Below are 15986 nucleotides of genomic sequence, written 5' to 3'. Positions count from 1 at the left end.
TCCTCCGGCGGATATCGGCCGGGTCAGTGGATGATCCCGGTCCGCAGGGCGACGGCGACCATCCCGGCCCGGTCGCCGGTGCCCAGCTTGCGGGCGATCCGTGCGAGGTGGGACTTGACGGTCAGGGCGGAAAGGCCCATCGAAACGCCGATGGCCTTGTTGGACTGGCCCTCCGCGACGAGGCGCAGGACCTCGACCTCGCGGCCGGAGAGCTCTCGGTAGCCGCCCGGGTGGCTCGGGGCACCCGGGGGGCGGCGGTGCATGCGGGCGGCGGCGGCGCCGATGGGGGCGGCGCCGGGCCGGGACGGGAGCCCGATGTTGGTCCGGGTGCCGGTGACGACGTAACCCTTCACTCCGCCCGCGAGGGCGTTGCGCACGGCGCCGATGTCGTCGGCGGCGGACAGGGCCAGGCCGTTCGGCCAACCGGCGGCCCGGGTCTCGGACAGCAGGGTGAGACCGGAGCCGTCGGGCAGGTGTACGTCGGCCACGCAGATGTCGCGCGGGCTGCCGATGCGTGGACGGGCCTCCGCGATGGACGAAGCCTCGATCACGTCGCGTACTCCGAGGGCCCACAAATGGCGGGTCACGGTGGAACGCACGCGCGGGTCGGCCACGACGACCATGGCCGTCGGCTTGTTCGGGCGGTAGGCGACCAGGCTTGCGGGCTGCTCGAGAAGAACGGACACCTAGGCCTCCTGGGGGGGAGTGGCGGGACGGCCGGCTCGGGGAAGGAAGCCGGTGCGAACCGTGCGGATGGTCTATGACTCCTTCGGCACGTCACCCGCCCGGCTTTAGGGAATGATCACGATTTGGTGAGTAACAATTCGGGCAATTCGGACGCACGATCGATCATAGGGTGATCAGAAGCCCGCAACGGACGCCCCGTAACGACATCCGGCCCGGCATCGGGGTGCGGGCCGGCGCGGGTCCGGCGGGCGTCCGGCGCGGGTCCGGCAGGGCCCCGGCCTCGAGGAACGACCCGGGAGCCACTCCGGAACCACCCCGGAACTACCCCTGAGGGTGATGCGGGCCGCGCCGCTGGGGCAGCGAGACCACGCCGGTCACCGTCTCGGTCGGGCCGACCGGCGGCAGCCCCGCGATCTGGCACAGCAGTTCGCACCAGGCCGACAGGTGTGCGGCGGTGTCGGGCACGCCGCCCACTCCCTCGCGCGGCGTCCACGAGGCCCTGATCTCGATCTGGGTCGCCGGCCGCCGCTCTCCGAGCCCGCCGAAGTAGTGCGAGGCGGCCATGGTCACGGTCCCGCTCGCCTCCCCGTACGTGAGCCCGCGCGCGTCCAGCGCCCCCGTCAGCCAGGACCAGCACACCTCCGGGAGGAGCGGGTCCACGGCCATCTCCGGCTCCAGTTCCGCCCGTACGAGCGTCACCAGCCGGAAGGTGCCCTGCCAGGCGTCGTGCCCGGCCGGGTCGTGCAGGAGGATGAGCCGGCCGTCGGCCAGGTCCTCGTCGCCGTCCACGACCGCCGCCTCCAGGGCGTACGCGTGGGGCGCCAGTCTCTGTGGCGGTTTGGTGGGGTCGATCTCGATCCCCTGCCGCAGCCTCGCCTTCTTCAAGCCGTCGACCGCCCGCCGGAACGGGAGTGGGACGGAGCTGTCCTTCGCGCTGTCCGTACCGTCAGCGCCATCTGAAAATCGTCCCTGAGCCGCAGCCATGCGGGGAAGACTAGGCGGAACGAGCCCCCGTACGGCGCAGCCACACCCGTGCCGGGCCGGGCACTTCTTCATACGTGCGAAGATTTGAGTCGTGAGCGCCAACACCCGCCCCACGGGCACGCCGAGCCAGACGTACGATTCCGCCTTCCTGAAGGCGTGCCGGCGCGAGCCGGTGCCGCACACCCCCGTGTGGTTCATGCGACAGGCGGGGCGCTCGCTCCCCGAGTACCGCAAGGTGCGCGAGGGCACGCAGATGCTGGAATCCTGCATGCGGCCCGACCTGGTCACCGAGATCACGATGCAGCCCGTCCGCCGCCACAACGTGGACGCGGCCATCTTCTTCTCCGACATCGTGGTCCCGCTGAAGGCCATCGGCATCGACCTGGACATCAAGCCTGGCGTCGGCCCGGTCGTCGCCCAGCCGATCCGCCGCCGCGAGGACCTCGCACAGCTGCGCGACCTCACCCCGGAGGACGTCTCGTACGTCACCGAGGCGATCGGCATGCTCACGGGTGAACTGGGCTCCACGCCGTTGATCGGCTTCGCCGGCGCGCCTTTCACCCTCGCGAGCTACCTCGTCGAGGGCGGCCCCTCGAAGAACCACGAGCACACCAAGGCCCTCATGTACGGGGACCCCGAGCTCTGGGCCGACCTGCTCGACCGCCTCGCCGAGATCACCTCCGCCTTCCTGAAGGTCCAGATCGAGGCCGGCGCCTCGGCGGTCCAGCTCTTCGACTCCTGGGTCGGCGCGCTCGCCCCGGCGGACTACCGCCGCTCGGTAATGCCCGCCTCCGCGAAGGTCCTGGAGTCCGTCGCCTCGTACGGGGTCCCGCGGATCCACTTCGGCGTGGGCACGGGCGAGCTGCTCGGCCTCATGGGCGAGGCCGGTGCGGACGTCATGGGCGTCGACTACCGCGTCTCCCTGAGCGACGCCGTCCACCGCGTCGGCCCCGGCAAGGCGCTCCAGGGCAACCTGGACCCGGCGGTCCTCTTCTCCACCCCCGAGGCGATCGAGACCAAGGCCCGCGAGGTCCTGGACGCGGCGGCGGGCCTGGAGGGCCACATCTTCAACCTGGGCCACGGCGTCCTCCCGACGACGAACCCGGACGCCCTGACCCGCCTGGTGGACTACGTCCACACGCAGACGGCGGTCTGACCCGAGGCTGCGCCGACGTCGGCCCGTGCCCCGCAGGACATGGCACGGGCCGACGTTTCGCAGATCCGACGCCGCCGGCTAGACCCCCGCCGCCCGCACCGCGGAGACCGCCTTGCGGGCGGCGACCAGGACCGGGTCCCAGACCGGGGAGAACGGCGGGGCGTAGCCCAGGTCCAGGGAGACCATCTGGTCCACCGTCATACCGGCCGTCAAGGCCACCGCGGCGATGTCCACCCGCTTCGCGGAGCCCGGGCCGCCGACGATCTGGACGCCCAGGAGACGGCCCGTGCGGCGTTCCGCCAGCATCTTCACCGTCATCTCCGTCGCGTCCGGGTAGTAGCCCGCCGTGTTGGTCGAGCTGATCGTCGCCGTGACGAAGCGGAGCCCGACGGCCAGGGCGTCGCGCTCGCGCAGCCCCGTACGGGCGATCTCCAGGTCGCACACCTTGCTCACGGCCGTGCCGACCACGCCCGGGAAGGTCGCGTAGCCGCCGCCCACGCCCGAGCCGATGACCTGGCCGTGCTTGTTCGCGTGCGTGCCCAGCGCGATGTGCCGCATCCGGCCCGCCACCAGGTCCAGGACCTCCACGCAGTCGCCGCCCGACCAGATGTTCTCGTGGCCGCGGACCCGCATCGAGAGGTCGGTCAGCAGCCCGCCCGACTCGCCCAGCGGCAGCCCCGCCGCGCGGGCCAGCGCCGTGCGCGGCTCGACGCCGATGCCGAGGACGACCACGTCCGCCGGGTGCTCCTCCCCGGCCGCCGTGACCACCGCACGGGCCCGGCCCTCCGCGTCGGTGAGGATCTCCGTCACCTCGGCGCGGGCGACCGTACGGATGCCCATGGCGTTCATCGCGCTGTGCACGAGGCCGCCCATGTCCGGGTCCAGCGTGGACATCGGCTGCTCGCCCCGGTGCAGCACGGTCACCTCGAAGCCCCGCCCGAGCAGGGCCTCCGCCATCTCCACACCGATGTACCCGGCGCCCACGACCACCGCCCGGCGGCCCGCCGTCCGTTCCAGGTCCGCCATCAGCCGCTGCCCGTCGTCCAGCGTCTGCACCCCGTGCACCCCGTGCGCGCCGATGCCGGGCAGCCGGGGGCGGACCGGGCGGGCGCCGGTCGCGAGGACGAGCTTGTCGTACCCCGTCCAGTACTCGGCGCCCGACTCCAGATCCCGGGCGCGCACCCGCTGCCCCGCGAGGTCCAGCTCCACGACCTCCGTCCGGGTCCGCAGGTCGATGTCCCGCGCGCGGTGCTCCTCGGGCGTCCGGGCGATCAGCTCGTCCGGACCGTCGACCAGGCCGCCGATCCAGTACGGGATCCCGCAGGCGGAGTACGAGGTGAAGTGCCCGCGCTCGAAGGCGGTGATCTCCAGCTCCGCCGGGCCCTTGAGCCGCCGGGCCTGTGACGCGGCGGACATCCCCGCCGCGTCACCGCCGACCACCACCAGTCGTTCCGTGCCGTTCCCCATGTGCCCGTACCGTCCTTCCCCACCGCCGAAGTCTGCGGGGACCACGCTACGGGCGCACGGGTGATCAGTCCCGGACCGGGGGCGGCGTCGCGTCCGGCTGGGCCGGGGTGGCGGCCGTGTGCCCCGGCCACGCCGGTCCGCCCTGTGCGGGAAGGCGCCGCGCGGCGCCGGGCTTCACCTTCGCCGGCCGCCACTTGCGGTACAGCCGGAAGGCGAGCAGCAAGAACGCGCCGCTGAGCAGGAACGGGGAAGCCGCGGCGAGCGCCATCAGCAGGTACAGGACCGCCGCGGCGAAGACCTTCCAGCCGCCGGCCAGGGCGTCGGAGAAGCCCGGATCCGGCTTCTCCTTCTCCTTGACGGGCTGCTTCCCCGGTTCCGAGAACGTCAGGGTGATCGTGCCGAGCGAGGTCTGGTCCTTGAGCGCCGTCTGCTGGGCGAGCAGCGACTCCAGATCGGCCTGGCGCTTGCTGAGCTCGGACTCCAGCGTCACCACCTCGCTCAGCCCCGAGGCCTTCTCCATCATCTCGCGCACCCGCACCACGCTCGCCTGCTGGGACTTGACCCGGCTGTCGACGTCCGCGACCTTCTGCGTCACGTCCTGCGCCTCGACCTTGCGCTCCAGCAGCTTCCCGGCGCCCTCCATCGAGGCGAGCACCGCGTCGAAGCGCTCGCCCGGCACCCGCAGGGTCACCGTCGAGGTCATCGACCCGTCGGGCGCGCGCGTGGTGCCCTCGTTGCCCACGTATCCGCCCGCGTTCTCCGCCGCCGTCCGGGCACCGGCCGTCGCCTTCTGGACGTCGGCCGTCTCCACGCCGAGCGTCGCCGTGCGGATGATCTGCGTGCGGACGGCGGGAGCCTGCGGCTGGTTCTTGTCCGCGGACGGCGCCGGTGCGCCCGAAGCCGCCGGAGCCGGCGCCGCACCGTTCCCGACCGCCGCCTCCTGCTGGGGGGCCGCGTCCGCCTTGGCCATGGACTTGTCGTCGCCCGCCGCCGAGCAGCCGGTGAGCGCGAGCGCCCCTGCCAACGAGAGCGCGGCCAGAGCCGTCGCCGGGCGCCGTCCGAACCGTCTGTGCTGGGTGTGCATCGTGTGTGCCCCCGAGGAATCGCCGGATGCGCGAACAGGCCGCCGCGCCGCTGTCGCCGTTCTGACGTCCGGCGTCCCCTCCCGGGTTTCGTACGCCCGGTCCCGAGCTGATGCCGAAGCGGTCACGGTCAGGCCTCGGCGACCGCCCGGTGAGCGGTCTGAGACGATGTGTCCATGCACGAAGCGGACACGCGTACGGACCGGTCGGCCCCCGCCGCCCACGTCGTCGTCATCGGCGGCGGTATCGCGGGCCTCGCGGCGGCCCACCGGCTGCTCGCCGAGGGCCTTCGCGTCACCCTCCTGGAGGCCGGCCCGCGCCTCGGCGGCAAGCTGCGCTCGGGCGAACTGGCGGGCCTGCGCGTGGACCTCGGCGCCGAATCCGTACTCGCCCGCCGCCCCGAAGCACTCGAACTGGCCCGCGCGGTCGGCCTCGGCGAGGCCCTGCAGCCGCCCGCCACCGCCACCGCCCGCCTCTGGACCCGCGGCGCCCTGCGGCCCCTGCCCGGCGGTCACGTCATGGGCGTCCCCGGCGACCTGGGCCCGCTCGCCGCGTCCGGAGTGCTTTCCGCCGAAGGCCTGGCCCGGGCCGGTGCCGAAGACGCCCTGGAGCCGCAGGAGATCGGCGACGACGTGGCCCTCGGCGAGTACGTCGCCGCGCGGCTGGGCCACGAGGTCGTCGACCGGCTCGTGGAACCGCTGCTCGGCGGGGTCTACGCCGGCAACTCCTACCGCATCTCGATGCGGGCCGCCGTCCCCCAGCTCTTCGAAGCCGCCCGCACCCACGCCTCCCTGGGCGAGGGCGTACGGGACCTGCAGGCCCGGGCGGCCCGGGCGGGGCAGACCGGTCCCGTCTTCTCCGGCATCGACGGCGGCATCGGCAGGCTCCCGCTCGCCGTCGCCGAGGCCTGCCGCGCGGCCGGAGCCCGGATCCTCCTCGACAGCCCCGCGCGCGAGCTGACCCGTACCGCCACCGGCTGGCGCGTGGTCGCCGACGCCCCGGGCGGCGCCGAGGTCATCGAGGCCGACGGGGTGGTCGTGGCCGTGCAGGCCGGGCCCGCCGCCGGGCTGCTCGAGCGGATCGCGCCCGCCGCCGCCACCGAACTGCGCGGGGTCGAGTACGCCTCCATGGCCCTGGTCACGATGGCCCTGCGCCGCTCCGACCTGCCGGGCGGGATCGCCGACGGCGGCGCGAGCGGGTTCCTCGTACCGCCCGTGGACGGCCGGACGATCAAGGCCTCGACCTTCTCCAGCAACAAGTGGGCCTGGGCCGGGACCGATCCCGACCTCTTCCTGCTGCGCACCTCCGTCGGCCGCCACGGCGACGAGGGCGATCTCAAGCGTTCCGACGAGGAACTGGTCGAGGTCTCCCGCGCCGACCTCGGCGAGGCCGTGGGCCTCGCGCCCACCGTCCGCCCGGTGGCCTCCACGGTCACCCGCTGGGACGGCGGCCTGCCCCAGTACCCCGTCGGCCACCTCGGGAAGGTGGCCCGGATCCGGTCCGCCGTCGCGGCCCTGCCGGGCCTCGCGGTGTGCGGAGCGCTCTACGACGGGGTCGGCATCCCCGCCTGCATCGCGAGCGCGGGCAAGGCCGTGGACGTGGTGATCGCCACGTTGGGGGCCGGTGGGGTACCCCTGGCACCGACCACTGATCAGCACACGGGACAATAGACACATGACTGCACCAGAGAAGATTCCCAACGCGGGGAAGAAGGCGAAGGACCTCAACGAGGTCATCCGCTACACCCTGTGGTCCGTCTTCAAGCTGAAGGACGTGCTCCCCGAGAACCGCGCCGGCTTCGCCGACGAGGTCCAGGAGCTGTTCGACCAGCTGGCCGCCAAGGACATCACCGTCCGCGGCACCTATGACGTCTCCGGCCTGCGCGCCGACGCGGACATCATGATCTGGTGGCACGCGGAGACCTCCGACGAGCTGCAGACCGCGTACAACCTGTTCCGCCGCACCAAGCTGGGACGCGCGCTGGAGCCGGTCTGGTCGAACATGGCCCTGCACCGCCCGGCCGAGTTCAACAAGTCCCACATCCCGGCCTTCCTGGCCGACGAGACGCCGCGCGACTACGTCAGCGTCTACCCCTTCGTGCGCAGCTACGACTGGTACCTGCTGCCCGACGAGGACCGCCGCCGCATGCTCAAGGACCACGGCATGATGGCCCGCGGCTACCCCGACGTGCGCGCCAACACCGTCGCCTCCTTCTCGCTCGGCGACTACGAATGGCTGCTCGCCTTCGAGGCCGACGAGCTGTACCGCATCGTCGACCTCATGCGCCACCTGCGCGCCTCCGAGGCCCGCATGCACGTCCGCGAAGAGGTGCCCTTCTACACCGGGCGCCGCAAGTCCGTCGCCGATCTGGTGGACGGGCTCGCCTAGAGACCTCCCCTGGGGGGAAGGACCGGAGGACCGCCTGACCGGCGTCCTCCGGGGATCGGGAGGCCCTGCCCCCGAATCGACGCAGCCGGAGATCCCGCCCGGAAGTTCAGACGACTGGCGGCAGCAGTGCCCTGGGGTGCCCCCGGACACTCGCTGCCCGGTCGTCCAGCGACACCGGTGCGGGCTCCGGATGCGGCGCACACGTGACACGTGACCCCGCCGTGTCACCCGTCAGCAAGTACCGCTCCACGTGGGCGTCCACGCAGTCGTTGCGTCCGCCGACCACCCCGTGGGTGCCGGCCCCCGCCTCCGTCACCAGCCCGGCCCGCGGCCCGAGCCGCCGCTGGAGCTCCAGCGCGCCCCCGTACGGGGTGGCGCCGTCCCGTTCGGCCGCGACGATCAGCGTGCGGGGGAGCGGGGCGTCCGGCCGTACCCCCACGTCCACCGGCCGCTGCCGTGCGCGCACCGGCCAGAAGGCGCAGGGCAGGTTCAGGAAGGCGTTGGCCCAGGTCTCGAAGGGGGCCGTGCGGGCCAGCTCGGTGTTGTCGCGGTCCCAGGTCTCCCAGTCGGCGGGCCACGGGGCGTCGTTGCACAGGGTCGCCGTGTAGACGGCCGTGGCGTTCTCGCCCTCGACGGCCGCCGCCGGGTCCGGGGCGGCCAGCGAGACGAGCGGGCGCGGATCGCCGCGCAGGAACGCCGCCAGGGCCGCGGCGCGCCCCGGCCAGACCTCGTCGTAGTACGCGGCCCGCAGGTACGCGGAGTGCAGCTGCCCGGTGCCGACCACCCCGCCCGCCGGTTCACGGGCCAGCGCGGCGCGCACCCGCTCGTAACTGGCCTGCACCGCTTCGGGGGTGGAGCCGAGCCCGTACGCGGCGTGGTGGCGGGCCGTCCAGGCACGGAAGTCGGCCCAGCGGCGCTCGAAGCCGGGGGTCTGGGCGAGGTTGTTGCGGTACCAGACCTTGCGGGGGTCGGGGTCGACGGCAGAGTCGAAGACCATCCGGCGGACGTGGCCGGGGTAGAGGGTGGCGTACACCGCGCCGAGGTAGGTGCCGTACGAGGCCCCCATGAAGGTCAGCCCGCTCTCGCCGAGCGCGGCGCGCAGCACGTGCAGGTCGCGGACGTTGTTCAGGGTCGTGTACGAGCCGAGGGTGGCTCCGGCCCGCTCCGCGCAGCCGCGGGCGTAGGCCCGCGCGGCGGCGATCCGGGTCTCCTTCGCGGCGGCGTCCGGCCGCGCGCCGGCGGCCGCCGCCGGGGCCCGGTCGAACCGCTCCGGGTCCTGGCAGGACAGCGGGCGCCCCGAGCGGCCCACCCCGCGCGGGGCGTAGCCGACGAGGTCGTAGGCGGCTCCGACGCGGCGCCACTCCGGCAGGTCGGCGACGAGCGGGAAGAACAGGCCGTTCCCGCCCGGGCCGCCGGGGTTGTACACGAGCGCCCCCTGCCGCCGGGCCCCGCCCGCGCCCGAGGCGGCGACCCGGCTGACGAGGATCTCGGTCTGCGGCCCGAAGGGCCGGGCGTAGTCGACCGGAACCCGGAGCGAGCCGCACCGCACGTCCGGGCCGAGCCCTTCGGCGACGGGACAGGGACCGAACTCCAGCCGGTGACGGGCACCCTGACGGTCCGGTGCCGGATCCCGGTCCGGGCCGGAAGGCCCCCCGCGCGCGGGGGAGGCCGCGGCCGCGGCCAGCCGGGCCACGAGCTCGGCCCCGGCGGCCTCGGCGGCCGTCCGGGCGGCTCCGGCGGGGCCCGGGGGCGGGTCCGCGGGCGCCGCGTCCGCAGTCGGGTCCGCAGCCGGTGCGCCCGGAGCCGGTGCGTGCGCCGTCACCCCGGGCGGGCTCGGCGGAGCGGCCTCGGCGCCGGAGGTCATCGGCAGGGAGGCGGCCAGCGCGAGGGCGGCCAGCGCGACCGTGGCGGGCACCCGGGGCATGCGCATGGCGGGCCTTTCATCTCATCGGACCTCCCGATGAGATCCGGCGGGCGGCCTCCTGTACAGGACCACCGGCCGGTGTCGCGCTCAATGCCCCCGTTGCCGCGGAATCCGCCCCCGCCTGCCGTAGGTGAGAGCCGCCCGCAGCTCGGGATCCGTGACGGCGCGCAGCCCCCGCAGGGCCACCGCGGTGAGCGAGCCCCGCGCACCCTGCTCCCGCCCCAGCTCCACGAGGAGCCGCCGGCCGGCGGGAGAGGCCCACCCGGACTGTCCGTGTCCCTCGACGCGGGCTATGGCCAGGCAGCCCAGCGCCAGGATCAGCGGCAGCGCGAACCAGCACAGGATCATCTTGGTCGTGGTCCCCGGATCGGGCACGCACAGTGCGGCGACCATCATGCCGAGGACCATCCCGGTGGCCTGCCGGACCGACCGGACCCCTGCCTCGACGTCCTGCCGGGCCTCGTCGCGCGACGCGAGCCCGGCTTCTCCGAGCCGCTCCGCGAGGGCCCGTACGGCCGCGTCCCGCGCCACGGCCGACCGTACGGAGGTCACGGGCTCCTGCCCGTCCGGCCCGAAGGCGCCGAGCACCGCGCACTCGTGCGGATCGCGTCCCACCGGGTCGACCACCGTCGCCCAGCCGGTGTGCGCGAGCAGCAGCCGCCGCTGACGCTGCATCGACAGCAGCGTCAGCTCGGCCACCCGGTCCGGGCCGCCGGCGAGATAGGCGGCCTCGTACAGGTTCAGCTCGTCGTGGTGGTGTCGCGCGTCCGTGCCCGGCGGGGGCTCCGCCAGTTCGGAGGCGGCCTTCAGGAGGCGGGTGCACGCGAACAGCAGCCCTGCCCAGGCGAGGAGGAGGAACAGGACCCAGAACATGTCCGAGTTCTACAAGACGTGGAACGGCCAGGTACAGCCCTCTGCCGAGGTGTGAGCAGCTCGTGACGGGTCCGTGATGGGCGGTCAGGAACTGCTGCCGCAGCTGGAACTGGACGAACTGCTGCAACTCGATCCGCTGGAGCAACTCGACCCGCCGGAGCCGCTGGAGCAACTAGACCCCCCGGACCCGCCGGAACAGCTCGACCCGCTGGACCCGCAGCCCGACCCCGAGGAACAGCCGCTCCCACCGGAGGACCCGCAGCCCGCCCCGCCCGACCCGCCGCCGTCGGAACCCGCGCACCAGACGACGGGGACCATCGCGGCACCCGCGTCCCAGTCGGACCCCGAGCCGCCCGGACGCGACCGGGACTGGGCGGCCGCCAGCCGGGTCCCGCGGGCCGCCGGCACCAACTGCTCGCGCAGGTACGGGTCCCGCAGGCCCCGCAGCCCGAACAGCGAGGTCTGGACGTACGGGTTCTGGTCGGCCCCGTAGTGGGCGCGCATGGCGCGCAGCGCCTCGGCCCCCGCCGGGGTGATGCGCTGCCGGGCGCGGGAGGCCCCGACGGTGCCCGCCACGATCCCGCCCAGCAGTACGGGCAGCACCTCCACGATGAACGGCACGGGGAAGCTCACGGGCCCGTCCTGCAGCGCGAACGCGACGAAGGACAGCGGCAGCGAGAGCACCAGCAGCACCCCGCACACCACGGCCTGCACCACCCCGTGGCGCAGCCAGCGGCGGCGGCCGCCGGGTGCGGCGATCAGCCCGCGGGCGGCCAGCGCGTCGCCGGTCTCCTGCACGGCCGGGTCCCGCATGGCGGCGTAGCGGATCTGGTAGAGCCACCCGGACGGGGCGCCCTGGCAGGCCTGGAGCACGGCACGCTGGGCGGGGTCGCCGCCCCGCACCCCGGGCCGGACCTGGACGATGCCGGGCCCGCCGACCAGCATCCGGCCGTCGCAGAGCAGCGAGACGATCGCGGCGTCCACCACGGCGCCGGGCCCGCCGGCCATGAAGGCGGCCTCGGACAGGTCGTGCAGGCGCGGGGCGGGGCCGACGGCGGCCGGTCGCGACCGCCGAAGGCCGCGCAGGAGCAGCACGCAGGAGGTGATGACACCGATCCAGACGGCCACGGCGAGCAAGTCGAAGAAGTTCACGCCGCCCTCCCCACCAGGGCGCGGGCCCAGCGCACGGCCCGGCCCGGTGGCCGCGCCCCGGCCCGGTCCCGCCACCAGAGAGTGAGCCGGCGCCGTGCGGCGGGGTCGGCGGGCAGGTCCCGGATCAGCAGGTGCTCGGCGAACTCCATCGCGTCGCGCCGGTATCCGCCGGTCATGGGCCGCTGCCGGGCATAGCGCAGGAAGGCCTCCCGGTACGGGTCCTCCCCGCCCAGGATCCCGGGCAGCTCGGGCGCCAGCTTCGCCACGACATCGGCCCGCTTGGCCGCGAGTGCCCGCGCCTGCACGCGCACCCGCTGCCGGTCGAACCCCTCGGGCACGGGAGTCCCGGCCACGAGCGCCGACAACAGCGCGGCCTGCCCGATCCCGACCCGAGTCCGCGCGGCGTCAAGCCCGGCCCCGGCCATGCCGTCCGATCCGGCTCCGCCGTCGCCTGATGCAGCCTCGCCGGCGTTTGAGGCGCGGGGTCCGGGGCGGAGCTCCGGGGAACGGGGGAAGGGAGGGGAGGGGAGAGCCCCCGCAGGGCCCCCGTCCAGCACCGCGCGGATCGCGGCCAGCTCACCCGCCAGCTCGGCCCCGGCCGGAAAGTCGTCGTCCCGCTCGAGCAGCACCCCCGGCGGGTCCACCCGGGCCCGGAGCTCCGCGAGAATGTCCAGCACCGCCGCCGGCACGGGATGCGCGTGCGTGTCGTGCCACACCCCACCCCGCTCCACGCCCCCGGCGACGTGCACGTACGCCAGCGCCTCCAGCGGGATGCCGTCCAGCACGGCGACCGGGTCCTCCCCTCGGTTGACCCGGTTGGTGTGCAGGTTGGCCACGTCGATCAGCAGCCGCACCCCGGTCCGCTCCACGAGCTCGGTCAGGAACTGCGCCTCGGTGAGCTCCTCCCCGGGCCACGACACCAGCGCCGCGATGTTCTCCAGCGCGAGCGGCACCGGCAGCGCGTCCTGCGCGATCCGTACGTTCTCGCAGAGCACGTCCAGCGCGTCCCGGGTCCGCGGCACGGGCAGCAGGTGCCCGGCTTCGAGCACCGGTCCCGGCGCCACCGAGGAGGTCCGTACGAAGGCGATGTGCTCGGTGACCAGCGGAGCCCCCAGCGCCACCGCCCGCTCCCCGAGCGCGGCCAGCTTCGCCGGGTCGGGGCGGTCGGCGCCGCCGATGCCCAGCGAGACCCCGTGCGGCACCACGCGGACCCCGCGTTCGATCAGCCGCAGCAGGGACTCCGGCAGGTGGCCGGGGCAGATGTTCTCCGCCACGACCTCGACCCAGTCCAGCCCCGGCAGGCCTTCCACCGCCCCCGCGATCTCCGGCCGCCAGCCGATGCCCACCCCCAGGTGTGCCATGGGCTTCATGTCCCCTCGCCCCCTCTCATCGGTCCGTGTGCCGATGTCATGGCCCCGGCAGAGCCGGGCCAACCCGCCCAGGGGGACGTTCAGAGCAACATTTGAGGTTCCCGGCCCGGACGACGTTCCGCATGCCGGGACGCACGGGTCCGCGGCCCGCCGCCGCGGCCGCTGTGACCCCGTCCCGCGGCCGTGCCCGCGGCCCCGCGCTACAGCCGTGCCCGCAGCGCCGGATGGTCCGCGACCACCGTGCACGAGCCGGGTGCGATCTCCGTGAACCCCGCGTCCCGCACCACCGGCAGCCCGCTCCCCGACAGCTCCGTCCACCGCTCGCGCGCGGCCGTCCGTACGGCCAGCCGGAAGCCGGACTCCCGCCACGCGGTCCGCTCCGGGCCGGTCAGCTCCCACCACGCGAGCTGCGCCGCGTGTCCGGCCTGGGCCATGGCCTTGCCGGCCGACATCTCCAGGTCCGGGTTGAGCCAGAGGACCGGCAGCCCGGCCTCCGCCGGGGCGACCGGCTCCGGGTCGTCCAGGTCGGTGCCCGACACCTGGAGCTTGGCCAGTTCCTTGGGCCAGCCGTCGAGCGGGACCGGCGGGAAGACCCGTACCTCCGAGTCCGCGCCGTGCACCGTGAGGCCGGGCAGGGTCCCGGCCTTGCGCCACTCCGCCCCGCGCGCCCTGCGCACCACCTTGCGGATCCGCGCGTCCTGCCAGTCCCGGACCGCCGCCGCCCACTCGCCCTCGCCGGCCGACCGCTCGTCGGTGAGCAGCACGAGCACCGCGCGGGCGGCCGTCTCCAGGGCGTCGGTCCGGGCCGGCGGCTCCGTCTTCTCGATCCGCACGACCAGCGGGAGGACGTACTGCGGTGCGTCGTCGCGGGCGATCCGCTCCTGCCGGAAGGGGCTGTCGGACCCGACTGCGGGTACCTGCGTGTCGTGGCGCGTGTCCTCGGTGCTCATCCGGCCAAGTTTGCCAGCCTCCACCTCCAGGCTGATGCCCGAGGGGCCCGGGCCGGGCGAGGATCGACGGCATGAAGAGTGATCTTTTCGCGTCAGAGAACCTCGTCGAGCCGTCTGCCGTACCCGGTATGACCCTGCAGAACGCCAAGTCGGTGAAGTACACCGTCGACGGCGAGATGCTCGCCCGCCAGGGCTCCATGGTCGCTTTCCGCGGGAACCTGCAGTTCGAGCGCAAGGGACAGGGCATAGGCGGCATGCTCAAGCGCGCCGTCACGGGCGAGGGGCTCGCGCTGATGTCCGTGCGCGGGCAGGGCGAGGCCTGGTTCGCGCACCGGGCGGGCCACTGCTTCGTCATCGAGTTCGAGCCCGGCGACGCCCTGACCGTCAACGGCCGCAACGTCCTGTGCTTCGACCCGACCCTCGGCTACGAGATCAAGATGCTCAAGGGCGCCGGCATGACCGGCGGCGGCCTCTTCAACAGCCTCTTCACCGGTACCGGGAAGCTCGCCGTCGTCTGCGACGGGAATCCGATCATCATCCCGGTCACCCCGCAGGCCCCGGTGTACGTGGACACCGACGCGGTGGTCGGCTGGAGCGCCCGCCTCGAGACGACGCTGCATCGTTCCCAGTCCGTCGGCTCGATGATCCGCGGCGGCTCCGGCGAGGCCGTCCAGCTGAAGCTCAGCGGCGAGGGCTTCGTCATCGTCCGCCCGAGCGAGGCCACCGAGTCGGCCGTCGCCCACTGACCGGGCAGTAGGCTCGTACGCATGGACCAGACGGAGCGGCACGTGCCCGATTCCTCGTACTGCCCCGCCCCCGCGGCCCCCGCCGGGCGGGTGCCCGGGCCGCCCTACGCCGACTGCGTGGAGTGCGGGAAGCCCACCGAGTACGGGGTCGCGACCCCGGGCGTGGTGCTGTGTCCGGTGTGCGAGTGGCAGGACGCGCAGCGCACGGCCTGCTCCGGCTGAGCCGGGAGCGGGGGCCGGACCAGGGCCGGAGCGGGGGCCGCGGGCTACTTGCCGATGAGGTCGGAGACCTTGACGAAGCGGTAGCCGCGCTTGCGCAGCTCCGGGACGATCGTGCGGATGGCCTCTTCGGTGACCGGGGCGGCGCTGCGCGTGCAGTGCATGACCACGACCGAGCCGGGCTTCACTCCGGCCAGGACCTGTTCGGCCACCGCGTCGGGATCCTTCGCGAACGCGTCCCCGCTGACCACGTCCCACTGGACGGCCGTGACCTTGGCGGTGGAGATGGCCCGCAGCGCCTGGTCGTCGTAGCAGCCGCCGGGGAAGCGGAAGTACGGGACGGTGTTGACCGCGCCCGCCTTGCGGAAGGCCTCGAAGGCCCGGTCCACGTCGGCGCGGGCGGCGGCCTCGTCGAGGGTGGGGAGTCCGTAGCAGGGGGACTTGAAGGCGTGGTGACTGTACGAGTGGTTCGCGATCTCGAAGTTCGGGTCCGTGCCGATGGACTTCGCCTGGTCCGGGTACTCCTCGGCCCAGCGGCCCGTCATGAAGACCGTCGAGGGCACCTTGAGCCTGCGCAGCGTGGAGATCAGCTGCGGGTTGTCGAAGTGCTCCCCGTCCGCCGCGCGCGCCCCCTGGTCGGAGGTCATGTCGGCGTCGAAGGTCAGCGCCACCGTCTTGTCGGTCCGCTGCTTCGCCCGGTCGAAGACGGGGGTCAGACCGCCCGGACCAGGAGCCATGGTCGGCGCCTTGCCGGGGGCACCGGCCTGCGGGGACGCCGACGGACTGCTCCGGGGGCTCGCCGGCGGGGCGGCGGAGCCCGCGGTGGAAGGGGCGGCGGAGGCCGGAGCGGAAGGGGCCGGGGAGGCTCCCATCCGGGCCCGGCCGCCGGCGTCCGGCGTACCGGTGCCGCCCCCGCACGCGGCGAGGGCGGCACTGAGAGCTGCTACGGCCGCGACGGCGGCCGTCCTGCGCACTGAGATGGTCACAT

Annotated in this window: 15 protein-coding genes; 5 read left to right on the top strand and 10 right to left on the bottom strand. The window is 74.2% G+C overall.

Annotation, left to right across the window (positions count from 1 at the left end; translation table 11 throughout):
• Positions 1–23: 23 nt before the first annotated feature.
• Positions 24–686, bottom strand: coding sequence for a response regulator transcription factor (locus ACFYYB_RS39605; protein WP_214956508.1), 663 nt, complete (start codon positions 684–686; stop codon positions 24–26).
• Between the two features lie 322 nt (positions 687–1008).
• Positions 1009–1671: a DUF3000 domain-containing protein gene (locus ACFYYB_RS39600; protein WP_243331447.1), complete on the bottom strand. Its 663-nt coding sequence runs from the start codon at positions 1669–1671 to the stop codon at positions 1009–1011.
• A 91-nt stretch (positions 1672–1762) separates the two neighbouring features.
• On the opposite strand from ACFYYB_RS39600, the gene hemE reads away from it, so the two are divergent.
• On the top strand, positions 1763–2827 hold the full coding sequence (gene hemE / locus ACFYYB_RS39595; RefSeq protein ID WP_389443081.1) for a uroporphyrinogen decarboxylase: 1065 nt from the start codon (positions 1763–1765) through the stop codon (positions 2825–2827).
• 78 nt (positions 2828–2905) lie between these two features.
• On the opposite strand, the gene ACFYYB_RS39590 is transcribed toward hemE, so the two are convergent.
• Positions 2906–4294: an FAD-dependent oxidoreductase gene (locus tag ACFYYB_RS39590; RefSeq protein ID WP_389443079.1), complete on the bottom strand. Its 1389-nt coding sequence runs from the start codon at positions 4292–4294 to the stop codon at positions 2906–2908.
• Positions 4295–4358: 64 nt separating this feature from the next.
• Positions 4359–5378: a DUF4349 domain-containing protein gene (locus ACFYYB_RS39585; protein ID WP_389443077.1), complete on the bottom strand. Its 1020-nt coding sequence runs from the start codon at positions 5376–5378 to the stop codon at positions 4359–4361.
• A 174-nt stretch (positions 5379–5552) separates the two neighbouring features.
• Between ACFYYB_RS39585 and hemG the strand changes: the two genes are divergently transcribed.
• Together hemG and hemQ are read left to right on the top strand one after the other, a co-directional pair.
• Positions 5553–7046, top strand: coding sequence for a protoporphyrinogen oxidase (gene hemG / locus ACFYYB_RS39580; RefSeq protein ID WP_389443075.1), 1494 nt, complete (start codon positions 5553–5555; stop codon positions 7044–7046).
• A 4-nt stretch (positions 7047–7050) separates the two neighbouring features.
• Positions 7051–7764, top strand: a complete 714-nt coding sequence (hemQ, locus tag ACFYYB_RS39575; RefSeq protein WP_327303858.1) for a hydrogen peroxide-dependent heme synthase — start codon at positions 7051–7053, stop codon at positions 7762–7764.
• 106 nt (positions 7765–7870) lie between these two features.
• On the opposite strand, the gene ACFYYB_RS39570 is transcribed toward hemQ, so the two are convergent.
• From ACFYYB_RS39570 to ACFYYB_RS39550, 5 genes are all read right to left on the bottom strand, one after another.
• Positions 7871–9694 (bottom strand): alpha/beta fold hydrolase, encoded by a 1824-nt coding sequence (locus ACFYYB_RS39570; protein ID WP_389443073.1) that lies wholly within the window; start codon positions 9692–9694, stop codon positions 7871–7873.
• An 81-nt stretch (positions 9695–9775) separates the two neighbouring features.
• Positions 9776–10561, bottom strand: a complete 786-nt coding sequence (locus ACFYYB_RS39565; protein WP_389443071.1) for a TIGR04222 domain-containing membrane protein — start codon at positions 10559–10561, stop codon at positions 9776–9778.
• An 84-nt stretch (positions 10562–10645) separates the two neighbouring features.
• Positions 10646–11713 (bottom strand): TIGR04222 domain-containing membrane protein, encoded by a 1068-nt coding sequence (locus ACFYYB_RS39560; protein ID WP_389443069.1) that lies wholly within the window; start codon positions 11711–11713, stop codon positions 10646–10648.
• Positions 11710–13083, bottom strand: coding sequence for a DUF692 domain-containing protein (locus tag ACFYYB_RS39555; protein WP_389443067.1), 1374 nt, complete (start codon positions 13081–13083; stop codon positions 11710–11712). Before ACFYYB_RS39555 ends, ACFYYB_RS39560 begins: the two co-directional genes overlap by 4 nt.
• Before the next feature lie 200 nt (positions 13084–13283).
• On the bottom strand, positions 13284–14033 hold the full coding sequence (locus ACFYYB_RS39550) for an aminoacyl-tRNA hydrolase (protein WP_389443065.1): 750 nt from the start codon (positions 14031–14033) through the stop codon (positions 13284–13286).
• A gap of 71 nt (positions 14034–14104) precedes the next feature.
• Between ACFYYB_RS39550 and ACFYYB_RS39545 the strand changes: the two genes are divergently transcribed.
• Positions 14105–14779, top strand: coding sequence for an AIM24 family protein (locus ACFYYB_RS39545; RefSeq protein ID WP_389443063.1), 675 nt, complete (start codon positions 14105–14107; stop codon positions 14777–14779).
• A gap of 21 nt (positions 14780–14800) precedes the next feature.
• Positions 14801–15001: a hypothetical protein gene (locus ACFYYB_RS39540; RefSeq protein ID WP_327303851.1), complete on the top strand. Its 201-nt coding sequence runs from the start codon at positions 14801–14803 to the stop codon at positions 14999–15001.
• Between the two features lie 44 nt (positions 15002–15045).
• Here ACFYYB_RS39540 and ACFYYB_RS39535 read toward each other — a convergent pair whose 3' ends face one another.
• Entirely contained in the window at positions 15046–15984 is a 939-nt protein-coding gene (locus tag ACFYYB_RS39535) for a polysaccharide deacetylase family protein (RefSeq protein WP_389443061.1), read from the bottom strand.
• Positions 15985–15986: the final 2 nt, after the last annotated feature.

This window comes from Streptomyces sp. NPDC002886, assembly GCF_042888445.1.
Classification (GTDB): Bacteria; Actinomycetota; Actinomycetes; order Streptomycetales; family Streptomycetaceae; genus Streptomyces.
The sequence above is the reverse complement of the archived record's forward strand: the minus strand, read 5'-3'. Positions and strand labels throughout refer to the sequence as shown.

Coding starts and splice junctions, on each gene's coding strand:
- ACFYYB_RS39565 (WP_389443071.1), bottom strand. CDS start 10,561: ATGTTCTGGGTCCTGTTCCTCCTCCTCGCCTGGGCAGGGCTGCTGTTC.
- ACFYYB_RS39555 (WP_389443067.1), bottom strand. CDS start 13,083: ATGAAGCCCATGGCACACCTGGGGGTGGGCATCGGCTGGCGGCCGGAG.
- ACFYYB_RS39550 (WP_389443065.1), bottom strand. CDS start 14,033: ATGAGCACCGAGGACACGCGCCACGACACGCAGGTACCCGCAGTCGGG.
- ACFYYB_RS39540 (WP_327303851.1), top strand. CDS start 14,801: ATGGACCAGACGGAGCGGCACGTGCCCGATTCCTCGTACTGCCCCGCC.
- hemG (WP_389443075.1), top strand. CDS start 5,553: ATGCACGAAGCGGACACGCGTACGGACCGGTCGGCCCCCGCCGCCCAC.
- ACFYYB_RS39570 (WP_389443073.1), bottom strand. CDS start 9,694: ATGCGCATGCCCCGGGTGCCCGCCACGGTCGCGCTGGCCGCCCTCGCG.
- ACFYYB_RS39600 (WP_243331447.1), bottom strand. CDS start 1,671: ATGGCTGCGGCTCAGGGACGATTTTCAGATGGCGCTGACGGTACGGAC.
- ACFYYB_RS39585 (WP_389443077.1), bottom strand. CDS start 5,378: ATGCACACCCAGCACAGACGGTTCGGACGGCGCCCGGCGACGGCTCTG.
- ACFYYB_RS39590 (WP_389443079.1), bottom strand. CDS start 4,294: ATGGGGAACGGCACGGAACGACTGGTGGTGGTCGGCGGTGACGCGGCG.
- ACFYYB_RS39545 (WP_389443063.1), top strand. CDS start 14,105: ATGAAGAGTGATCTTTTCGCGTCAGAGAACCTCGTCGAGCCGTCTGCC.
- hemQ (WP_327303858.1), top strand. CDS start 7,051: ATGACTGCACCAGAGAAGATTCCCAACGCGGGGAAGAAGGCGAAGGAC.